Source organism: Paraburkholderia sp. GAS32 (assembly GCF_050434225.1).
Classification (GTDB): Bacteria; Pseudomonadota; Gammaproteobacteria; order Burkholderiales; family Burkholderiaceae; genus Paraburkholderia; species Paraburkholderia madseniana.
This window is the reverse complement of sequence record NZ_JBNPVS010000005.1, coordinates 222,202-239,520: the sequence shown is the minus strand read 5'-3', so window position 1 is coordinate 239,520 and position 17,319 is coordinate 222,202. Positions and strand designations below refer to the sequence as shown.

14 protein-coding genes are annotated in these 17,319 nt (G+C 63.0%); 4 read left to right on the top strand and 10 right to left on the bottom strand.

The genetic code is table 11. From position 1 onward, the window contains the following. Nucleotides 1-99: 99 nt before the first annotated feature. Nucleotides 100-2,571, bottom strand: coding sequence for an AsmA family protein (locus P3T25_RS08640; protein WP_429357893.1), 2,472 nt, complete (start codon nucleotides 2,569-2,571; stop codon nucleotides 100-102). Nucleotides 2,572-2,757: 186 nt separating this feature from the next. On the opposite strand from P3T25_RS08640, the gene P3T25_RS08635 reads away from it, so the two are divergent. Together P3T25_RS08635 and P3T25_RS08630 are read left to right on the top strand one after the other, a co-directional pair. Then, nucleotides 2,758-3,468 (top strand): ABC transporter ATP-binding protein, encoded by a 711-nt coding sequence (locus tag P3T25_RS08635; protein WP_429357940.1) that lies wholly within the window; start codon nucleotides 2,758-2,760, stop codon nucleotides 3,466-3,468. Beyond that, entirely contained in the window at nucleotides 3,465-4,271 is an 807-nt protein-coding gene (locus tag P3T25_RS08630) for an ABC transporter permease (protein ID WP_429357892.1), read from the top strand. Before P3T25_RS08635 ends, P3T25_RS08630 begins: the two co-directional genes overlap by 4 nt. A gap of 113 nt (nucleotides 4,272-4,384) precedes the next feature. Here P3T25_RS08630 and P3T25_RS08625 read toward each other — a convergent pair whose 3' ends face one another. Both P3T25_RS08625 and P3T25_RS08620 read right to left on the bottom strand, forming a co-directional pair. Further along, nucleotides 4,385-4,948 carry a DUF6013 family protein gene (locus P3T25_RS08625; protein WP_154563117.1) on the bottom strand — a complete coding sequence of 188 codons (564 nt, stop codon included), beginning with the start codon at nucleotides 4,946-4,948 and terminating at the stop codon, nucleotides 4,385-4,387. A gap of 300 nt (nucleotides 4,949-5,248) precedes the next feature. Then, complete coding sequence (locus P3T25_RS08620) at nucleotides 5,249-6,265, bottom strand: zinc-binding alcohol dehydrogenase family protein (RefSeq protein ID WP_429357891.1); 1,017 nt, start codon at nucleotides 6,263-6,265, stop codon at nucleotides 5,249-5,251. Nucleotides 6,266-6,427: 162 nt separating this feature from the next. Between P3T25_RS08620 and P3T25_RS08615 the strand changes: the two genes are divergently transcribed. Further along, nucleotides 6,428-7,393: a LysR family transcriptional regulator gene (locus P3T25_RS08615; protein ID WP_429357890.1), complete on the top strand. Its 966-nt coding sequence runs from the start codon at nucleotides 6,428-6,430 to the stop codon at nucleotides 7,391-7,393. Between the two features lie 57 nt (nucleotides 7,394-7,450). Here P3T25_RS08615 and P3T25_RS08610 read toward each other — a convergent pair whose 3' ends face one another. The 4 genes from P3T25_RS08610 to P3T25_RS08595 all read right to left on the bottom strand — a co-directional run bounded on the left by P3T25_RS08610 (nucleotide 7,451) and on the right by P3T25_RS08595 (nucleotide 13,338). Continuing rightward, nucleotides 7,451-7,753 (bottom strand): hypothetical protein, encoded by a 303-nt coding sequence (locus P3T25_RS08610; protein WP_266257842.1) that lies wholly within the window; start codon nucleotides 7,751-7,753, stop codon nucleotides 7,451-7,453. A gap of 44 nt (nucleotides 7,754-7,797) precedes the next feature. Further along, nucleotides 7,798-10,803 (bottom strand): DNA ligase D, encoded by a 3,006-nt coding sequence (gene ligD / locus P3T25_RS08605; protein WP_429357889.1) that lies wholly within the window; start codon nucleotides 10,801-10,803, stop codon nucleotides 7,798-7,800. Nucleotides 10,804-10,858: 55 nt separating this feature from the next. Continuing rightward, the gene (locus tag P3T25_RS08600) at nucleotides 10,859-11,857 is read right to left on the bottom strand and encodes a Ku protein (protein WP_266238935.1); all 999 of its coding nucleotides are present in this window, start codon (nucleotides 11,855-11,857) and stop codon (nucleotides 10,859-10,861) included. A gap of 224 nt (nucleotides 11,858-12,081) precedes the next feature. After that, nucleotides 12,082-13,338 carry a cytochrome P450 gene (locus tag P3T25_RS08595; RefSeq protein WP_429357888.1) on the bottom strand — a complete coding sequence of 419 codons (1,257 nt, stop codon included), beginning with the start codon at nucleotides 13,336-13,338 and terminating at the stop codon, nucleotides 12,082-12,084. Nucleotides 13,339-13,724: 386 nt separating this feature from the next. Between P3T25_RS08595 and serB the strand changes: the two genes are divergently transcribed. Continuing rightward, nucleotides 13,725-14,564 (top strand): phosphoserine phosphatase SerB, encoded by an 840-nt coding sequence (gene serB, locus P3T25_RS08590; RefSeq protein ID WP_429357887.1) that lies wholly within the window; start codon nucleotides 13,725-13,727, stop codon nucleotides 14,562-14,564. Nucleotides 14,565-14,796: 232 nt separating this feature from the next. Here serB and P3T25_RS08585 read toward each other — a convergent pair whose 3' ends face one another. From P3T25_RS08585 to P3T25_RS08575, 3 genes are all read right to left on the bottom strand, one after another. Further along, nucleotides 14,797-15,246 (bottom strand): hypothetical protein, encoded by a 450-nt coding sequence (locus tag P3T25_RS08585; RefSeq protein WP_429357886.1) that lies wholly within the window; start codon nucleotides 15,244-15,246, stop codon nucleotides 14,797-14,799. 185 nt (nucleotides 15,247-15,431) lie between these two features. Beyond that, nucleotides 15,432-16,616: a cystathionine beta-lyase gene (locus tag P3T25_RS08580; RefSeq protein WP_154563101.1), complete on the bottom strand. Its 1,185-nt coding sequence runs from the start codon at nucleotides 16,614-16,616 to the stop codon at nucleotides 15,432-15,434. Between the two features lie 14 nt (nucleotides 16,617-16,630). After that, the gene (locus P3T25_RS08575; RefSeq protein WP_154563099.1) at nucleotides 16,631-17,305 is read right to left on the bottom strand and encodes a hypothetical protein; all 675 of its coding nucleotides are present in this window, start codon (nucleotides 17,303-17,305) and stop codon (nucleotides 16,631-16,633) included. Between the last annotated feature and the right edge of the window lie 14 nt (nucleotides 17,306-17,319).

Below are 17,319 nucleotides of genomic sequence, written 5' to 3'. Positions count from 1 at the left end.
TTCTTTATCGGCGCCGATGTCTTCGAGCACGCGGCGCCGATTCCCGTTTTTTCTTTCGCCCGCGCGGCGCCTGTTGGTCTGCAGACAAAGCAGAAAACATTAACTCCCCTTATATTCGGCCCCCGTGGCCGGCGCCGTGACCGCAGGCTTCCTGTCGGCCGCACCCGGTGAGGCAGCGCCAGCGGAAGACTTGTTCACTGGCGCACCGTCGAGGGAAATGGCCGGCTTGGGCTGTTGCTTCATACCCGGCGGCGGCGCGGTCGGCGCCTGACGAACCTGCGACAGCAACTGCCCGCACGGCAGCGGTTTGTTATTGCTAGGCGCAAGCAGTGGAATCAGCGCCGCAAACGGATTGATCAATCCGAGCCCGATAACAGCCCCCCCTCGCAGCGCCAGCGCGGTCGCGTTCACCCCAACGTGCGGATCCTTGAACGTCCCCTTCACATACAGCGGCGAGCGCAGCGAAAACACCCGGAAGCCCTTGGTGTGCGGATGCACGCCAAGATCCATCGATTCGTCGCGCAGATTCACGTTGCCGTCGATGTTGATGACCGCGTCGTCCGTGTCGAGCGCGAACACACGCGAATCCAGCACACCGTTCGTCGCGACAAAATCCGCCGCCGCGCAGTTGATCTTCACGTCGCGATTGCCGAACAGCTTTTCATAGACCACGTTCGCCACATTCAGGCCCGCGGCTTCCATCAGCAGGCGGCTTACCGTCCCGTCGGTGATCAATGCCTTCACCTCGCCGTTCGACGTCGCTGCAAGCGCTGCCGGCGAGTTGCCGGTTGCGGTCAGCGCGGCGTCACCGTTGATTTCGCCGAGCGCATTCTGCATCGTCTTGAAGTTCGGAAACAACTGCTTGAGCTTCAGATGCCGCGCCGACATCGCGAAGCGGCCCTTCAGCGGCGTCGCGCTGCCGTCCAGATGAATATCCGATGACAACGAGCCGCCTGCCACGCCGAACTTCAGCGGCTCGAACGACAGCACGCCGTCGGTCATCACGACGTGCGTGTACAGGTCCGTGATCGGCAGATTGGCGTCCTTGACGATGCGGCGCCCCGTGAACTTCACGTCGGCGTCGATCGCCTTCCAGCGGTCGGTGCGGAATTCTTCGACCGGCAGAACCTTGTTGCCCGGCTGCACCGTCGCGTCGCCCCGTTTGGCCTTGCTGGCGTTCGAGTCCGCGCCGATGACCGGCGCCAGATCGGCGAATTGCAGCAGATGCGACACCAGTTCGCCCTGCAACAGCGGACGCGGCTCACGTGCCGTGTAGGTCAGCGAGCCATTCAGATCGCTGCCGCCCACCCGGCCTGTAAAATTTTCATAACTGAAGACGTTGCCGCCGGACTTGAACTGGCCGACAAGACGCCCCTCGGTCGCATACGGCGGCGTGTCGGGCAAGGTCACGCCTGTCAGCGAATACAGCCGCGCCAGACTGTTGCCTTGCAGCCAAAGTCGCAGATCGACCGCGGCAAGATGCGCCGGATCGGTGATCGTGCCCACGAGGCCGACGCGCAGATCGCCGGCCTTCACATCGGCCTGCACCGGGAACGGCCGGTTCGCGTCCTGCAACGCCAGCACGCCGCCCACCTTGCCGCTGCCGGATACCGGCGTCTTATTGTAGGTACCCTTGACGGTCCAACCGATCGCGTACGGCGGGATCGCCGGCTTTGCGCCGTTCGCCGTGCCTGCCTCGCTGGCGTTCGACGCCGAGGCTACTGCGGCGCCGCTTGCACCCTCGCTTGCACCGTTCACCCCGCTGGCAACCAGCGCACCCGAAGCGCCATTCGCCGCCGTCGCGCCCGACGCGGCGATATCCGTCGACGAGGCGCCGGAAGCCGCCGCCGCGGACGCCGCCGCTTCCGATGCAGCCTGCGCGTTGGCCTGTGCCGTCAGCTTGCTCGCCCCCGCTTTACCGACCGCCTCCGCCGATGCGCTGCGCGATGCCGTCTCCTGCTGCTTCATCACCTCGCCGATCGGAATCGGCTGGCCGAGCGTATCGATGGCCATCTGCATCTCGACCTTCTTCTGCTGATCCGACAGCCCGATATTGCCTTTGGCAAACGCGATGTCGTGCAGATCGAGCTTCCATTCGGAAGGCCCGCTGGAAGACGCCAGTTTGAAGGTCCAGTTGTCGCGCCCGTCGAGCAGTCGTTCGAGGTCGACCGAAGGATTCACGAGGTTGATCGCGGGAATCACGAAGTCGTGCGCGAGCAGCGGCAGCACCTTGACCTGGAAGTCGATTTCGTCCAGCGTCGCGAAGTGCGGCTGTTTGGCCCAGTCGGGATTACCTACCGTGATATTGGCCGCCGAAAACCGCGGCCAGGGCACCCAGCCACGCCAGCCGGTTTCGCCGACCGGATGCTGCCAGCCTACTTTCAGATCGCCGTTGATCGCGAACGGCCGGCCGATCGCCTGCGTAACCTTGTCGTCGATGTAGGGACGGGCCCGGTTCCAGTCAAAAGTCAGAATGAAGATGGTCAGGGCGACAATCAGAATGACGATGATCGCCAGCAACCATGCGATGATTTTTCCTATCCGTCTTCCAGTCGTGCTCGACACTGCCATTGAGAAGCTCCGCCTTTGTTCTTCGTTGTACATGAGGGACAGCACGTATCGTGCCTGGTGTTATTGTCTAATAGGGGTCGTTTTATCATGCCGCACAGTTCGGGCACAGGTTTCCCTGCCACGGAAACGTAAGGAAATGTCATGGCGGCCTCCGAATCCACGCAAAAATCCACCACCACCCAACTCATGACAGATGTTCCCTTCGTCCTTGCGGACGGCATCGCCCGGCGCGATGCATTGCGCGGGCAAACGCTGCTGCAGCCGACGACCTTCGCCCTCTGCGCGGGCGACCGCGTCGCGGTCACCGGCCCGTCGGGCTCGGGCAAGAGCGTGTTTCTGCGCGCCCTCGCCCTGCTTGATCCGCTCGATGCCGGACGCATCATGTGGCACGGCGCGGCGGTCGAGCGCGCCGCCATTCCGCGTTACCGGCGCAACGTCGCGTATATCCGGCAGCGGCCCGCGCTGCTCGACGGCAGCGTCGAGGACAACCTGCGTTACCCGTTCGAATTGCGGACCTATCGCGACGTGCGCTTCGATCGCGCACGCGCGGCAAGCCTCGCCGCTCAGGCCGGCCGCGGCGACGATTTTCTCGACAAGCGCGCGAGCGAATTGTCCGGTGGAGAAGCGCAGATCACCGCGCTGATTCGCGTTCTGCAACTCGCGCCCGAAGTGCTGCTGCTGGATGAACCCACCGCGTCGCTCGACCCGGAGTCGTCGCGCGCGATCGAGGCTTTGGTGCACGCGTGGTTCGCGGCTGAACCCGGCCGGCATGCGTCGATGTGGGTGTCGCACGATCCGGCGCAAGCCGCGCGCATGAGCGAGCGGCACCTCACGATGCGCGCCGGCGTGCTCGACGAATTCTCAGTGATGCCCGCGCATCAGGAGCTCGGCCAATGACATTGCAAAACCTGAGTCTCTGGGACGTCGCGATTGCCGCGTTGCTGATCGTGGTGAACGGTGTCGCGTCGGTGGCGCTCAAGCTCGATCTCGAACGCAAGCTCGCGTGGGCGGCGGTACGCACCGTCGTGCAATTGCTGGCGATCGGCTATGTGCTCGGCTGGGTGTTTCGCTATGACCACTGGTTCGTGGTGCTGCCCTTGATGGTCGTGATGACGCTGATCGCCGGCTTCGCGGGTGCGCAGCGCGGCAGCCGCACTTACGCCGGGCAGCGTGCGGACAGTGTGCTGTCGATCTGGGTCAGTTCGTGGCTGGTGGCCGCGGTCGGACTCTTCGTCGTGATCCGCATTCACCCATGGTACGAGCCGCAGTACGCGATTCCGATTCTCGGCATGATCCTCGGCAATACGCTCACCGGCGTGTCGCTCGGCATCGAACGGATGACCGAGGAACTGACCGCGCGGCGCGACCGAGTGGATATGGCGCTCGCGCTCGGCGCGACCCGTTGGGAAGCAGCGCAGGCGCCGGCGCGCCAGGCGGTGCGCGCGGGCATGATGCCCACATTGAATCAGATGGCCGTGGTCGGCGTGGTGAGTTTGCCCGGCATGATGACCGGGCAGGTGCTGGCCGGTCAGTCGCCGTTGCAAGCCGTGCGTTATCAGATCGTGATCATGTTCCTGATCGCGGCGGCCTCAGCCCTGGGGACGGTGGGCGCGGTGCTGCTCACATATCGGCGGCTCTTCTCGGCGGAGCACCGGTTTCTGTCGGCGCGGCTGGTGGAGCGGGCCGCGGCGCAGCGTTGATGGGGCAAACAGTATGCACTGGGCGACGCGGCTGGCGTCGCCCGTTCGCCGTTTGTCTCATCGGCCGCGCGCCGTGGGCGCGGCACTCATCGCCCAGGCTTCACCCGTAACCGTCAGCGTTTCGCGGTGACCGCCACTTCGGTGCCGTCATTGAGCGTCAGCGTTTTTGTGGTGCCGTTGGTCGGCATCGTAAAACGCAGAATCTGGCTGACTGCCACGCTGTTCGGACACTTGAGCGTTTTGCCGCCGCTCGTCACCGTCTTGACGCCATGCGGCGTCTGCGCCTGGAAGCTCAATTGCACTGACGCGGTGCCGTCACTGCCGACGACCGGCGCAAAACGGATCTGCGTCTGGCGAATCATCGCGCCGTTGGTATCGGTTGGCAGCGACGAGTAATTCGGGCAGCTATCCGTCGCGGGCACGGGGCCGCCTGGCGGCACCGTCTTCCACGTGAAGTCGTCCGATTCGCCGGAGCGGATCGTACGCGTTTCCTGTGAATTACCGAACTGTTTCGACGTGACGCGGACCGTATAGCGAATCGGACCGTCGAGGGCGGACTGCGACGTCACCGTGATCGGCGTGGCTGCGTGAGCTGCCGTCACGAGCATGCCGGACGCGAGCGCGCATGCGAGAGAAGCAACAACTGAAACGGCGGAGAGTTTGAAGCTGGAGCTCATACTGTCACCTCGTTGTTGTGCCGCTGCGCGCCCGCTCGAGCGCTACTGCCAATGCACCGCCTGACTGGAGCCTGATTCACACCTGGTGAATACCTGGTTAGCACCTGGTAGCACCTGGTTAAACCCGGCTGAGGCCCTGCCAGACGAGCTGCGAGACGCGCAACTGTTTTAGCATGATGCCCCACCAGTCTACCGCCAAGCGGCGCTGCGCGCGCTTCATACGAATCGGGTGTTACCCCGCTTGCGTTGAGGCGTTTTCTGCGCGTGGCGACGTGACAGGAACGCCAAACCTCGCGCAGTCTAGAAGCCAGTCAGCACCAGCTTGCCGATCGCGCGCCCCTCTTCGAGCAGCCCATGCGCACGGCGCAGATTGTCGGCGTTGATCGTGCCGAGATTCTGGCCGACCGTCGTGCGCAACGTGCCCGCATCGACGAGACGCGCCACCTCGGTTAGCAGCTTATGCTGCTCGATCATGTCCGGCGTGCCGAACATCGAACGCGTGAACATGAACTCCCAGTGGAACGCGGCGCTTTTCGCCTTCAATAGTTCGACAGGCAGCGGCTGGCTGTTTTCGACGATCGTGCAGATGCCGCCCTGCGGCTTGATCACTTCAGCGGCTGCCGGGAAATGCTTGTCGGTATCGTTGAAGATCAGCACGTAATCGACCTGGTCGATGCCAAGCTTTTTCAACTGCGCGGGCATATCGCCGAAGTGATCGACGATATGATCCGCGCCCAACTCCGTCGCCCACTTCGCCGATTCAGGGCGCGAGGCGGTCGCGATCACTTTGAGTTTCGCGAGTTGCTTGGCCAGCTGAATGCCGATCGAACCGACCCCGCCCGCCCCGCCGATGATCAGCACCGTGCGGCCTTCATCCGCGCCTTGCGGCGACACGCCGAGGCGGTCGAAGAGTGCTTCCCAGGCGGTGATCGCGGTCAACGGCAAAGCGGCCGCGTGCGTGAAATCGAGCGATGCCGGCTTGCGCCCGGCAATGCGTTCGTCGACCAGATGGAACTCGCTATTCGCGCCCGGCCGGGTAATGCTGCCCGCATAGAAAACCGGGTCGCCGACCTTGAACAGCGTGACGTCTGGGCCAACCGCCACCACCGTGCCGGCGGCGTCCCAGCCGAGCACCCGCGGCGCTTTCTCGACGGTGTCTTTCGGGGCGCGCACCTTGGTGTCGACCGGATTGACGGAGATGGCTTCGACCTTCACCAGCAGGTCGCGGCCGGCGGCTTCGGGTTTGGCAATCTCGACGTCGACTAGGGACTCGGCTTGATCGATCGGCAAATAACGATAGAGACCTACAGCTTTCATCACAGCTCCTGCTCTTTCAGATGAGGTTAAGAAACCGGCGATCGATGCCCACGGCGCCTGGCGCCACGCAGGGCAATCGATCGCATTGACGTCATCGTAAGGCGGTTCTTATTCTCATAAAAGCATCATAATGACTGAAACATCTTTTTGAATTTCAGAATAATGGACCAGCCTGCCGACCCCGTGGAACCCGCCGCAAAGCCCTCGTCCGGCGAACGGGAACGACTCGATCTACTCGACGTCGCCCTGTTCGTGCGGGCCGCCCTGCTCGCCAACGTGTCGGCGGCCGGCCGCGAATTCGGCCTGTCGGCGGCGGTGGCGAGTTCGCGCATCGCACAGCTCGAAAGGCTCCTTGGCGCGCGACTGCTGCATCGGACCACCCGTCGCATCAGTCTCACGCAGGACGGCGAAGTGTTCATGACACGCGCCCAGTCCTTGCTCGACGCAGCCGATGCCGCACGCGCCTCGGTCGGCCGCGCGCAGGCCGAGCCGCAGGGGCGCCTACGGGTGTCGATGCCGTCGTCGTTCGGGCGGCAGCACATATCGCCGGTGATCAGCGAATTTCTGCGCCGATATCCCGGCGTGAGCGTCGACCTGCGTCTGACGGATCAGATGGTCGATCTGGTCGATGCGGGTATCGACGTGGCGATCCGGGTCGGCGTGCTCAAGGATTCGTCGTTGGTGGCGCGGCGCCTGGCCGTCAACCGCCGTGTGCTATGCGCCGCGCCCGCTTATCTCGCCGCGCGTGGGGCGCCGCACCATCCTTCGGACCTCGCACAGCACGAATGCATCATCCTGTCAGACCAACGCGACTGGGCATTCGTGACGCCCGCCGGACCGCTTACGGTGCGCGTGAGCGGACGCCTCGTCGTCGACAACGGCGAAGTCATTCGCGACGCCTTGCTGGCCGGTTTCGGCATCGCGCTCAAGTCGACGTGGGACGTGGCGCCGTATCTGCGCAGCGGCGAACTGGTCAGCGTGCTCGACACCTATCCGCTCGCGGAGCAAGTGGCGATCTGGGCGGTCTATCCCAGCCGTGCGTTCGTGCCGCCGAGGACGCTCGCGTTCATCGAGTTCCTTGCCGCGCATTTCGGCGATCCGCCTTATTGGGATGTGGAGCCGGTGTGAGCCGAACGCCGGATCGGCACGACGCGACGTTTTCCGCGGATCAGCGCACAGGCAGCATCAGCGCTTGCTGGGCCTGCCAACACCTGCTTTGCCATCGGAGTTGATGTCCGTGTGCGCATCGTTCTGCGTCTTTTGCTGATACTCGTCACCGCCGCGGCGGTCCGTGTCCTTCAGTCCGCGCTCGATGTCGCGATGCGCCTGCTTGCCGACACGACGCGGAGCGTCTTCGTGTTGCGATTCCGGGTCCTGATCGGTTTCATGCGGCAGCGGCGCCGACGCCTCCTCGCGCGAACGCGGAGACTTCTTTGCGTGCGGGTCGGCCTGCTTCTCGCCGTCGGACGATTGCGCTGAGGTCTTCATGGTTTGCTCCTTGTTCAGGTTGAATCAGGCTGACTGGATCGCGGTCACTTCGCTTCATCCAGACGTTTTCTCATGGCTGCGGTGATGCGCTGACGTGTCTTTGCGTAGTCCGCCCACGGGTCGCGCTTGAGGTCTGCGAGACGCTCGTGCACGTTTTCGACGGTCCATTGATCTCCGCTCGTGGTGGTGGCGACTTCGTCCCACGAGAGCGGCACTGAAACGCCCAGGCCCGGCCGGGCGCGCGCAGAGAATGCGGCCACCGTACTCGAGCCGCGGTTGTTGCGCAGGTAGTCGACAAAGATTTTCTGCTTGCGATTCTGGGCCCCCATCTTCGCGCTGAAGTACTTCGGCAACGTCGTCGCCATGTGCTGCGCGACGGCCTGCGAAAACGCCTTCACTTCGTCCCAGCCGGCGTGCTTCGCGAGCGGCACCACGACATGGAACCCCTTGCCGCCGCTCGTCTTGCAGAACGAGGTCAGACCGAGTTCTTCGAGCAGCGAGCGCGCCAGTTGCGCGGCCTCAATCATCCGCTCCCAACCGAGCGATGCGTCCGGGTCGAGATCGAACACCATGCGGTTGGGTTTTTCGATGTTCGACACCACGGCATTCCACGTGTGAAATTCGATCGTGCCCATCTGGGCGGCGCCGACCAGCGCTTTGAGCGTATCGACGGTTATCAGCGGTGGATGACCGGGGTCGAGTCCGGGATGCTGCGTGACGTTGGGGATCGACATCTTCTGGCTGTGCTTCTGGAAAAACAGCTCGCCGCCGATGTCCTCGGGTGCGCGCACCAGCGACACCGGCCTGTCCTGAAGATGCGGCAGCATCCAGTCGGCGACCGATTCGTAGTAGCGCACGAGATCGATTTTGCGGGTGCCGGTGCTTTTGTCGATGACGCGGTCGGGATGGGATACGCGAACGCCGGCGACTTCGGCTGGCGTTGTAGCGGGTTTTGATTTCGCCGCCGTGGTTTTTGCTGCGGGCGTTCTGGTTGTTGTTGCTTTCGCTGCTGGTGTGCTTTTGGCCTGCGTCTTCGCTGCGGTGGCTTTGGTCGCTGTGGCTTTGGTCCCAGACGTCTTCGCTGCGCCTTTTTTAACGGGCTTGGGTGCGGCACTCGCAGCGCTCGTTTTCGTCGTGCGTTTCTTCGCCACGGTGTCGGATGCGGTACCGGTCTGCTCCTGCACATCGGCTCCTTTACGGGATGCTTCCCTGACGATCTGCCGCGCCGGTTTGTCATTGCGCAGACTCACGAACGACGCCTGCCGCACGATGCCCTCGCTCGTCCATTCAGCGAAATTGCATTCGCAGACAAGCACCGGTTCGACCCAATGCACCGGCGTGCGGCTGCGCTCGTGTGGCGTGCTGGCGAACGGCATGCGGCTGGTTGCGTGCGCCTCGAGTTCCTTCTTGAGCGAGCGCAGCAACGCAGCGTCGAAACCCGTGCCGACACGGCCGGCGTATTGCAGTTTGCCTTTGCCGTCGTAGACGCCAAGCAACAGCGCACCGAACGCCGCACGGCTACCCGCCGGCTCCGAATAGCCGCCGATCACGAACTCCTGGCGGCGTCGGCATTTCAATTTGATCCATCCGGACGAACGCCCCGAGGTGTAGCCGCTATCGCGCCGTTTGCCGATGATGCCTTCGAGCGCCATGTCGCACGCGCTCTTCAGCAGATCGTCGGGGCTGAACGAGAAGTCGTTCGAGAAGCGCAGTACGCTGTCATCGTGCCCATCTACCCCTTCCAATAACGCACGCAGAATCGCGCGGCGTTGTTCGAGTGGCACGTCTCGCAAGTCGTAGCCGTTCAGGAATGGCACGTCGAACAGATAGATGACGATGTCCTGCGGGCGGTCAGCATCGAACGCGTTTTGCAGCGCCTGAAAACTCGGTACGCCGTTGTCATCGAGCACCACCGCTTCGCCGTCGAGCCACGCGCTTTCGATGTCGAGTTGTTCGAATGCCTCCACCTGCCTGCCGAACTTCGCGGTCCAATCATTGCCCGCGCGCGTGAACACCTTGACCGCACGCGTCTTTGCGTTTCGATCGATGCGGGCTAGCACGCGATAGCCGTCGAACTTGATTTCGTATGTCCATTCATCGCCGGGTGGCGCGGCGTCGACGAGCGTCGCCAGTTGCGGCTTGAAGGTGGCGGGCAACGCGGCCTTGACCGCGCCTTCAATCGAGGGCGATGCGGCAAACTCGCGCAGTGACTGCGTGCTGCGGGTCGATACGATGTCGGTTTTTTTCGGGTCCGCACGGCTTAATGAAGTGGCTTTTGCACCGTTACTGCCGGTGGTGTTCGATCTCGATGCTGTCTCTTTGGCCCTGGCGGCGTTTGCAGTCCTGGCGGCCTTGATTGCAGTCTTCGCTCCGGTGCTGCTTGCGCTCTGGCGTGCGGACTCGTTTGCGGCCGTTTTTGTCGCGGTCCTCGTGGACTTTGCGCGCTTGCCCACCGATGCACTACCCTCCAGTACGCTGCCAGGGCACTGCTTCAGAACGTCGTAGTCGCTTTGATCGCGTGCTTCCTCGTCGCGCTCCTTGATCAGCAGCCACTGCTCCTTGTCGCCACTGCCGCGCATATGACTGCGCACCAGCGTCCAGCCACCGTGCAGCTTTTCGCCAAAGAGCCGGAACTTGAGCTTGCCCGCCTTATACGATCTGGCAGCCTCCGCCGCGCCGCCGACCGGCTCCCACGTCCCGCGATCCCACACGATCACGGTCCCCGCGCCATAGTTGCCAGGCGGGATCTCGCCTTCGAAAGAACCATACTCGACAGGGTGATCTTCGACATGCACCGCGAGCCGTTTCACCGACGGGTCGAGGCTCGGCCCCTTTGGCACCGCCCACGACAGTAACGTGCCGTTCAGTTCGAGGCGGAAGTCGTAATGCAAGCGCCGCGCGTCGTGCTCCTGAATCACATACGACAGCGCCTCGTTCAATACGCGCGTAGCGCTCTTGCGACCGGCTTTCTTCCGCGCAGCCGTGCCCGATGGCTCCGGCGTTTCGTCGAAGCGGCGCTTGCGGCTGTAGAGATCGAGCCTGTCGTTCATGGAGATGAACTCGTCGTGGATCGAGCTGGTGCGGTGTTATAGATCAAGCGAGCGATCAGGCGGCCGCACGCCGTTTGCGAGCAGCCGGGGCCGACTTGGCGCTGCCGCCACTGCTCTTGCCGCCATTGCGACTCGTACCCGCCGAGCGCGCCGCACGCGGCTTCTTGCGGGCTGGCGCAGCTGCTTCGGCTTCGGCATTGTCGCCCTCCTCATCATCGTCCACGGCATGCTTGCGCGCGCCCGTCGCCGGCTTGCCTTTGCCGCGGCCGAGGCTGCGCTTGAGCAGGTCGGACAGATCGAGGATGTCGGCGGATTGGCGCGATTCGCGCGGCGCCTCGACCTCGGTGATTTCCTTGGTCTTGCCCGCGCGAATCTTTCGATCGACCAGCGCCATGATGTCGTCGTGGAACGTGTCGTGATACTGCGATGGATCCCACTTGTCGCTCATGTCGTTGATCAGTTTTTTCGCCATGTCGAGTTCACGCGTCGTCACGCCGGCCGCTTTCATCCCTTCCGGCGGCAGTTTGAATTCGTCGAAGTCGCGTACCTCGGCGGCCCAGCGCAAGGTGTTCAACGCCAGCATCGGCCCAACTGGAATCAGCGCCGCGAGATGTTGCTTATTGTGCAGCACGACACTCGCCACGCCGATCTTGCCCGACGCTTTCATCGCTTCGCGCAGCAGCGCGTACACCTTTTCCCCCTTGCGGTCAGGTGTCAGAAAGTACGGCGTGTCGAGATAAAGAAACGAGATGTCGGGTGCGTCAATGAAGGCGAGGATATCGACCGTCTGCGTCGACTCAGGATTGGCCGCGCGAATCTCGTCGTCCGAGAGAACAACGTACTTGTCCTTTTCGTACTCGAAGCCGCGCACGATGTTCTCGCGCGCCACTTCCTTGCCGGTGCGCTTGTTAATCTGCTTGTAGCCGATCGGATCGATCGTGCGCTTGTCCAGCAAATTGAAGCCGACTTTCTCCGACTGCGTGGCCGGATACAACTGCACCGGAACGTGGACGAGGCCAAAGCTGATTGCGCCCTTCCAGATCATGTGTGCCATCGTGCGCTCCCCAAGGCCTGAGACCTTCGGTGAAGCAGCAAGCGTGCCACGGTTTTGCGCGCTATTCCCGGTTCGGCACGGCGGTGGCTGCCACGGTTTTGGCCATTATTGCCGCCGTGGCGCCGGGCCGGTTGCCACAGGCATCGGCTGTAAGTCTTGCGCCATGTCGGCAAAAGATACGGCGCTTGTTGGCTCGTCCAATGGTGTTCGGCAAGCGCCTATCTTCACCCGCCGCTCGTCGGTTCGAGTTCGATCGGCACCGCAGCGAAGCCGCGAAACCGCACCCGTCCGCCGCGCGTTGGCTCGTCGTCGAGCCGATACGCCGGAAAGCGCTGTACGAAGCGTCCGATGGCGATCCGCGCCTCGAGTCGCGCGAGCGACAACCCTGCGCACTGGTGGATGCCGAAGCCGAACGCCAGATGCCGGTTCGGATCGCGGCGGATGTCGAAGCGGTCCGGTTCCGCGAACTGCTCGGGGTCGCGATTGGCCGCGCCGATGCACAGCGTGACGGGCGTACCACGCGCCACCGCGACGCCGCCGATCTCCGTGTCGACCGTGACCATCCGGTTGCCTAGCTGGTTCGAGCTCTCGAACCGCAAACACTCTTCGACCGCCGACTCGATCAGCGACGGTTCGCGCAGCAACGCGGCGCGCTGTTCCGGCCAGGCGGTGAGCGTAACGAGACCGTTGCCGATCAGATTCGTGGTGGTCTCATGACCGGCGTTCAGGATGAAGATACAGTTTTGCAGCAGTTCCGCTTCCGACAACTGCTCACCGCCCGGTTCTCCTTGTTCGCCCTGGATCAGGCGCGTCAGCACGTCGCGCTGCGGATCGCCGGGTTCGCGCCGGCGCCGTGCCACCAGATCGCGCAGATAGTCGACAAACTCTGTGACCGCCCGGTTGCCCCGCTCGAGCTGCGCCTCGTTCAGCGACGGCTCCAGCGCGCCGAGGATTGCCAGCGACCAGTCACGCAACGGCTCGCGCTCAGCGTGCGGCACATCTAGCAGATTGCCGATGATCTCCACCGGAATCGCCGACGCGAACTCGCCGATCAGATCGATACAGCCACGCGCAACGGCGGCATCGAGCAAACCGTCGACGAGGCGGATCAGCCCCGGCTCCATGGCCGCGATCGCGCGCGCCGTCAGCGCGCCGGCGATCAGTTTGCGCACCCGCGTGTGACGCGGCGGATCGTTGAAGACGAGACTGGTGGTGTGGTGGGTGTAGAGCGGCGAGTCGCCGTACTTCGGTTTGAATTCGACGGTCTTGTCGGAACTGAACGTTTTCGGGTCGCGGTAGACCGCCTGCACATCGCGAAAACGCGTCAGAAACAGCGAGCCGTCCGGCATGCGTTTGACCGGTTCATGGGTGCGCAGCGCGTGATAGACCGGATACGGGTCGGCATAGAACGCGGGGCTCAGCTGGCGCAGATCAAAATCACGCGCGAGGGTGGGCGCGTCGCTGGCTGTCGCGGGGGGCATTGTTTGTCTCCGTGGTAATGCGCCTCGTCATGGGTGCCGATGCGTACCGATGCGTGCCACGGCGATGTGCTGCGCGTCTTTTGGGCGCGACGGGCTTGGCGCGTTCGATAGGCTGCGTGGCGTCGTTCGAAGCGCCAGTATGACGCGGGCGCCTGATGATTGCACGGTGGATTGCCTGGATGGTTACGCGATGCTCCGGCTGATGGGCTTCTGGCGGGTCGTTTGTTTGTCTATTGGCCAATTGCCGCTCCCCGCTTGACTGCCATCCGGTTAGCGGTTGCCCCTTGTCGGTCGCCCCAACGGGCCACACACCGCCGAACCGTTACAATGACGGAATTTTCCCCGCGCGTCGCGCGGCCGCCCTTTTCCGCGTCAATGCGTCGTCCATGAACCTCGTCATCCAAAGCACCGAGCCTCTTTCCGCCGACCACCACAAAACGCTCGTCGCGCTTGCGCGCGGCTCACACGCCGCTGTCATCGACGCAAACGCGATTCGTATCGCCGACGCGAACGTTGCGCAGCGCGCCGACCTTGAGGTCTATTGCAGCACGCATCAGCTGGATTACGCGTTTGTCGAACCCGGCCGCCAGTTGCGTGACTTCGGCCTCGTCGCGATGGACATGGATTCGACGCTGATCACGATCGAATGCATCGACGAAATCGCCGACTTCTGCGGCTTGAAAGCAGAAGTCGCCGCGATTACCGAAGCGTCGATGCGCGGCGAAATCAAGGACTTCAACGAGAGCCTGACGCGCCGCGTGGCACTGCTCAAGGGGCTCGACGCCGGCGCGCTCGAACGCGTTTATGAAGAGCGGCTGCAACTTTCGCCGGGCGCCGAACGAATGCTGGCCGGCGCGAAGGCGGCGGGATTGAAAACGCTGTTGGTGTCCGGCGGATTCACGTTCTTCACCGAAAAACTGAAAGCCCGGCTCGGCCTCGATTTCACGCACGCGAACACGCTCGAAATCGTGGATGGAAAGTTGACCGGCAACGTAATCGGCGAGATCGTCAACGCCGACGTGAAGGCCCGCACGCTGCGCGAGACATGCGCCCAACTGGGCATCGAACCGACGCGCGCGATTGCGATGGGCGATGGGTCGAACGATCTGAAAATGATGGCGACGGCGGGACTTTCTGTGGCGTTCCGTGCGAAGCCGGTGGTGCGCGAAGCAGCCAGTGTGGCATTCAACCACGTTGGGCTGGATGGCTTGCTGCGCCTGTTCTGAAACCTGGTTTGCGCTGGCCGATGCAATGGCGGCCAGCGCCGGTGCGAGAATTATTTGTTGAGATGGGCGATCAGGAACATGCCCAACATGGAGATCCCAGTGACTCCGATTACGACGCCATGCCACTTCAGAACAAGGGCGTAGTTTTCGTCAGATTCCAGAAACGTGAATAGTTTATGCATGAGTGCCTCCTAAAAGGAGATCAGTATAAGAGCTGCGTTATCTAAAAAATCTAAATCATATGCACGTGTAGGATTGCAAACAGAGTAGCTGCAAGAGATGTTGCAAGAATCGAAATCGCAATGGGCACACGCGACAAGGCCTCCGTAGCAAACCGTTTCTGCCCGTCACGAATGCATGTAGCCGTCTGATCACCACGTGTATTGACCAAAGACAACATCACGATATTCGAACAGACGAATGCCAGGATGCAGAATCCAGCAATGGCGCCCTCCAGCACAGGCACCGCGCCACGCCCAAGCTCCAGCGCAGTCACCGCCTCATAGACCGCCGCCGCGCACAGACCGATCGCACACCAGAACAGTTGGCCGTCTTTCACTGATGCGGCGATCAACGCCTTCGCGACGCGCCAGCCGTGCGTGGGTGCGACGAGCGCTAGCGTAAAGATCGGGCCGACAATCGGCACGCCAAGATTCAGTAACATCCAGAAAAATAGATTCATCGGAACTCACCATAGTGCGGCTACCGTTAGTTAAGTGCGCACCATCGTAGCGTCGAGATCCATCGCCGACCATTCGGCCGAATGGTTAGGCTTACTGGCTATCTTGACAAACCAAAAAGCCCATCGTGAACGCGTCACAATGGGCTTTCTCAACCTTCAGCAATCGGCAATCAGCGCTCAGGCGCTTAACCCAGCGCCGCCAGACACTGTTCGATATCCGCGCGCAAATCGGCCTCTTCTTCCAGGCCGATATAGAACCGTACCAGCGTGCCGCGATACGGCCATTGACCTTCCGTGCGCATCGAGGCGACGTCGTACGGCATCGCGAGACTGTGCGCTCCGCCCCAGCTCCAGCCGAGCGAAAACAGATCGAGCGACTCGCAGAACGTGTCGATTTGCGCCGCGCTGTAACGTGCGTCGAACACCACTGAGAACAGTCCGCCCGCGCCCGTAAAGTCGCGCTTGAAAAACTCATGCCCTGGACAGTCGGACAACGCCGGGTGCAGGACCGCGGCAATTTCCGGACGCGTCTTCAGCCAGGTGGCGAGGCCGAGCGCTGCACGGTCATGCTGTTCGAAACGCAAGCGCATGCTCGGCAGACTGCGCAGAATCAGCGAACAGTCATCCACCGACACACCGATACCCGTGCGCATGCGCGCTGCCTTCAGCTTCAGATGCAACTCGCGATCGACGGTGATCGTCGCGCCCATCAACACGTCGCCGCCGCCCGACTGGTACTTGGTCAACGCCTGCACCGAGATATCGACACCGTGATCGAACGGCCGGAAACCGAGCCCGGCCGACCAGGTATTGTCGATCGCCGTAACGACGTTGCGCGCACGCGCCACCGCGGTAATGGCGGGCACGTCGGGCACTTCCATCGTGACCGAACCGGGCGCTTCGAGCCAGATCAAACGCGTATTCGGCTGGATCAGATCCGCGATGCCCGCGCCGATCATCGGATCGTAGTAGCGTGCGGTGATGCCGAAATCGCGCGCCAGCCAGTCGCCGTGATCGCGGTTCGGCGAGTAGACGTTATCGGGAATCAGCACGTCGTCGCCGGCCTTCACGAGGCCGAAGTACACGTTCGAAATCGACGACAAGCCCGACGGCTGCAGCAACGCGTGATTACCGCCTTCGATGGTGGCAAGCCGCTGCGCCAGCGCGAGCGAAGTCGGCGTGGCGTGCAGGCCATAGCGCCATTGCGCGTCGTTTTTCCAGTCGAGCGCGCGCATCGTCGCGAGATCAGGGAAAACGACAGTCGAGGCGCGCGTCACCGGCATCGAGAAAGATTCGAAACCCGGCGTGAGTTGGTCTTCGGCGCGCACGACGCGGGTTTGCAGACCGCGTTTGAGTTTGGATTGGGTCATGGTGTAGGTAGACTTTATTCGCCGGTTTGCAGGTTGCTCACCCCGCCAACGGCGTGACCACCGCCTGTCGCCGAGGCGGGCGCTGCTGCGCTGCCGGCGGACGGCTGCGGCGCCACCGCAGTCTTGTTAGCGGCCTGACCGGCACTCGCTGATGCAGCCGGCACAGCCTGCCCCGCTGCCAGTGGTTTCAGATCGAACGGCTGCGGGCTGGAATCGTCGACGTTCATCCGGTCGCCCGCCACCGAACCGTCGGCGGCAAACTTGCCCACCCAGTTGCCGGTGATATGCGTGCCGTCGTTCGATTCCTCGACTTCGAGCGTATCGCCGTCGCGGTCACCCGCGATCAGGATCACCTCGCCGGTGTCTGTGTACTGATACTCGCCGTGCACGCCGGCCGGATCGTCGGTTTTCGCGCCAAGTCGCAGCACGATCTGCCGCGAGCCCAGCATGCCGGCGTAACGCGGAAACTTCGCGAATTCGGGGCTCGGCTTGAGCGGCAACTGAATCGGCGGGGGCGCCGCCAGCTCCTTCACCGCGTCGCTTTCCGCCCATGCCTGCGCGGGCAGCACAGCCCCGGCGCCGGCACACAGCAATGCGGCCGCGCTCACTACGCCCCGAAGGACGTGCCTCTGGAGGACTGCCCAAGCGCGCCGACGCGTCGCACCCTTCATCGCTTTGGATTCCTGCATCCGTTCTTTCCTTG

Bases quoted from the DNA above. Each gene is read 5' to 3' on its own strand.
- P3T25_RS08640 (WP_429357893.1), bottom strand. From the start codon at position 2,571: ATGGCAGTGTCGAGCACGACTGGAAGACGGATAGGAAAAATCATCGCA.
- P3T25_RS08635 (WP_429357940.1), top strand. From the start codon at position 2,758: ATGACAGATGTTCCCTTCGTCCTTGCGGACGGCATCGCCCGGCGCGAT.
- P3T25_RS08630 (WP_429357892.1), top strand. From the start codon at position 3,465: ATGACATTGCAAAACCTGAGTCTCTGGGACGTCGCGATTGCCGCGTTG.
- P3T25_RS08625 (WP_154563117.1), bottom strand. From the start codon at position 4,948: ATGAGCTCCAGCTTCAAACTCTCCGCCGTTTCAGTTGTTGCTTCTCTC.
- P3T25_RS08620 (WP_429357891.1), bottom strand. From the start codon at position 6,265: ATGAAAGCTGTAGGTCTCTATCGTTATTTGCCGATCGATCAAGCCGAG.
- P3T25_RS08615 (WP_429357890.1), top strand. From the start codon at position 6,428: ATGGACCAGCCTGCCGACCCCGTGGAACCCGCCGCAAAGCCCTCGTCC.
- P3T25_RS08610 (WP_266257842.1), bottom strand. From the start codon at position 7,753: ATGAAGACCTCAGCGCAATCGTCCGACGGCGAGAAGCAGGCCGACCCG.
- ligD (WP_429357889.1), bottom strand. From the start codon at position 10,803: ATGAACGACAGGCTCGATCTCTACAGCCGCAAGCGCCGCTTCGACGAA.
- P3T25_RS08600 (WP_266238935.1), bottom strand. From the start codon at position 11,857: ATGGCACACATGATCTGGAAGGGCGCAATCAGCTTTGGCCTCGTCCAC.
- P3T25_RS08595 (WP_429357888.1), bottom strand. From the start codon at position 13,338: ATGCCCCCCGCGACAGCCAGCGACGCGCCCACCCTCGCGCGTGATTTT.
- serB (WP_429357887.1), top strand. From the start codon at position 13,725: ATGAACCTCGTCATCCAAAGCACCGAGCCTCTTTCCGCCGACCACCAC.
- P3T25_RS08585 (WP_429357886.1), bottom strand. From the start codon at position 15,246: ATGAATCTATTTTTCTGGATGTTACTGAATCTTGGCGTGCCGATTGTC.
- P3T25_RS08580 (WP_154563101.1), bottom strand. From the start codon at position 16,616: ATGACCCAATCCAAACTCAAACGCGGTCTGCAAACCCGCGTCGTGCGC.
- P3T25_RS08575 (WP_154563099.1), bottom strand. From the start codon at position 17,305: ATGCAGGAATCCAAAGCGATGAAGGGTGCGACGCGTCGGCGCGCTTGG.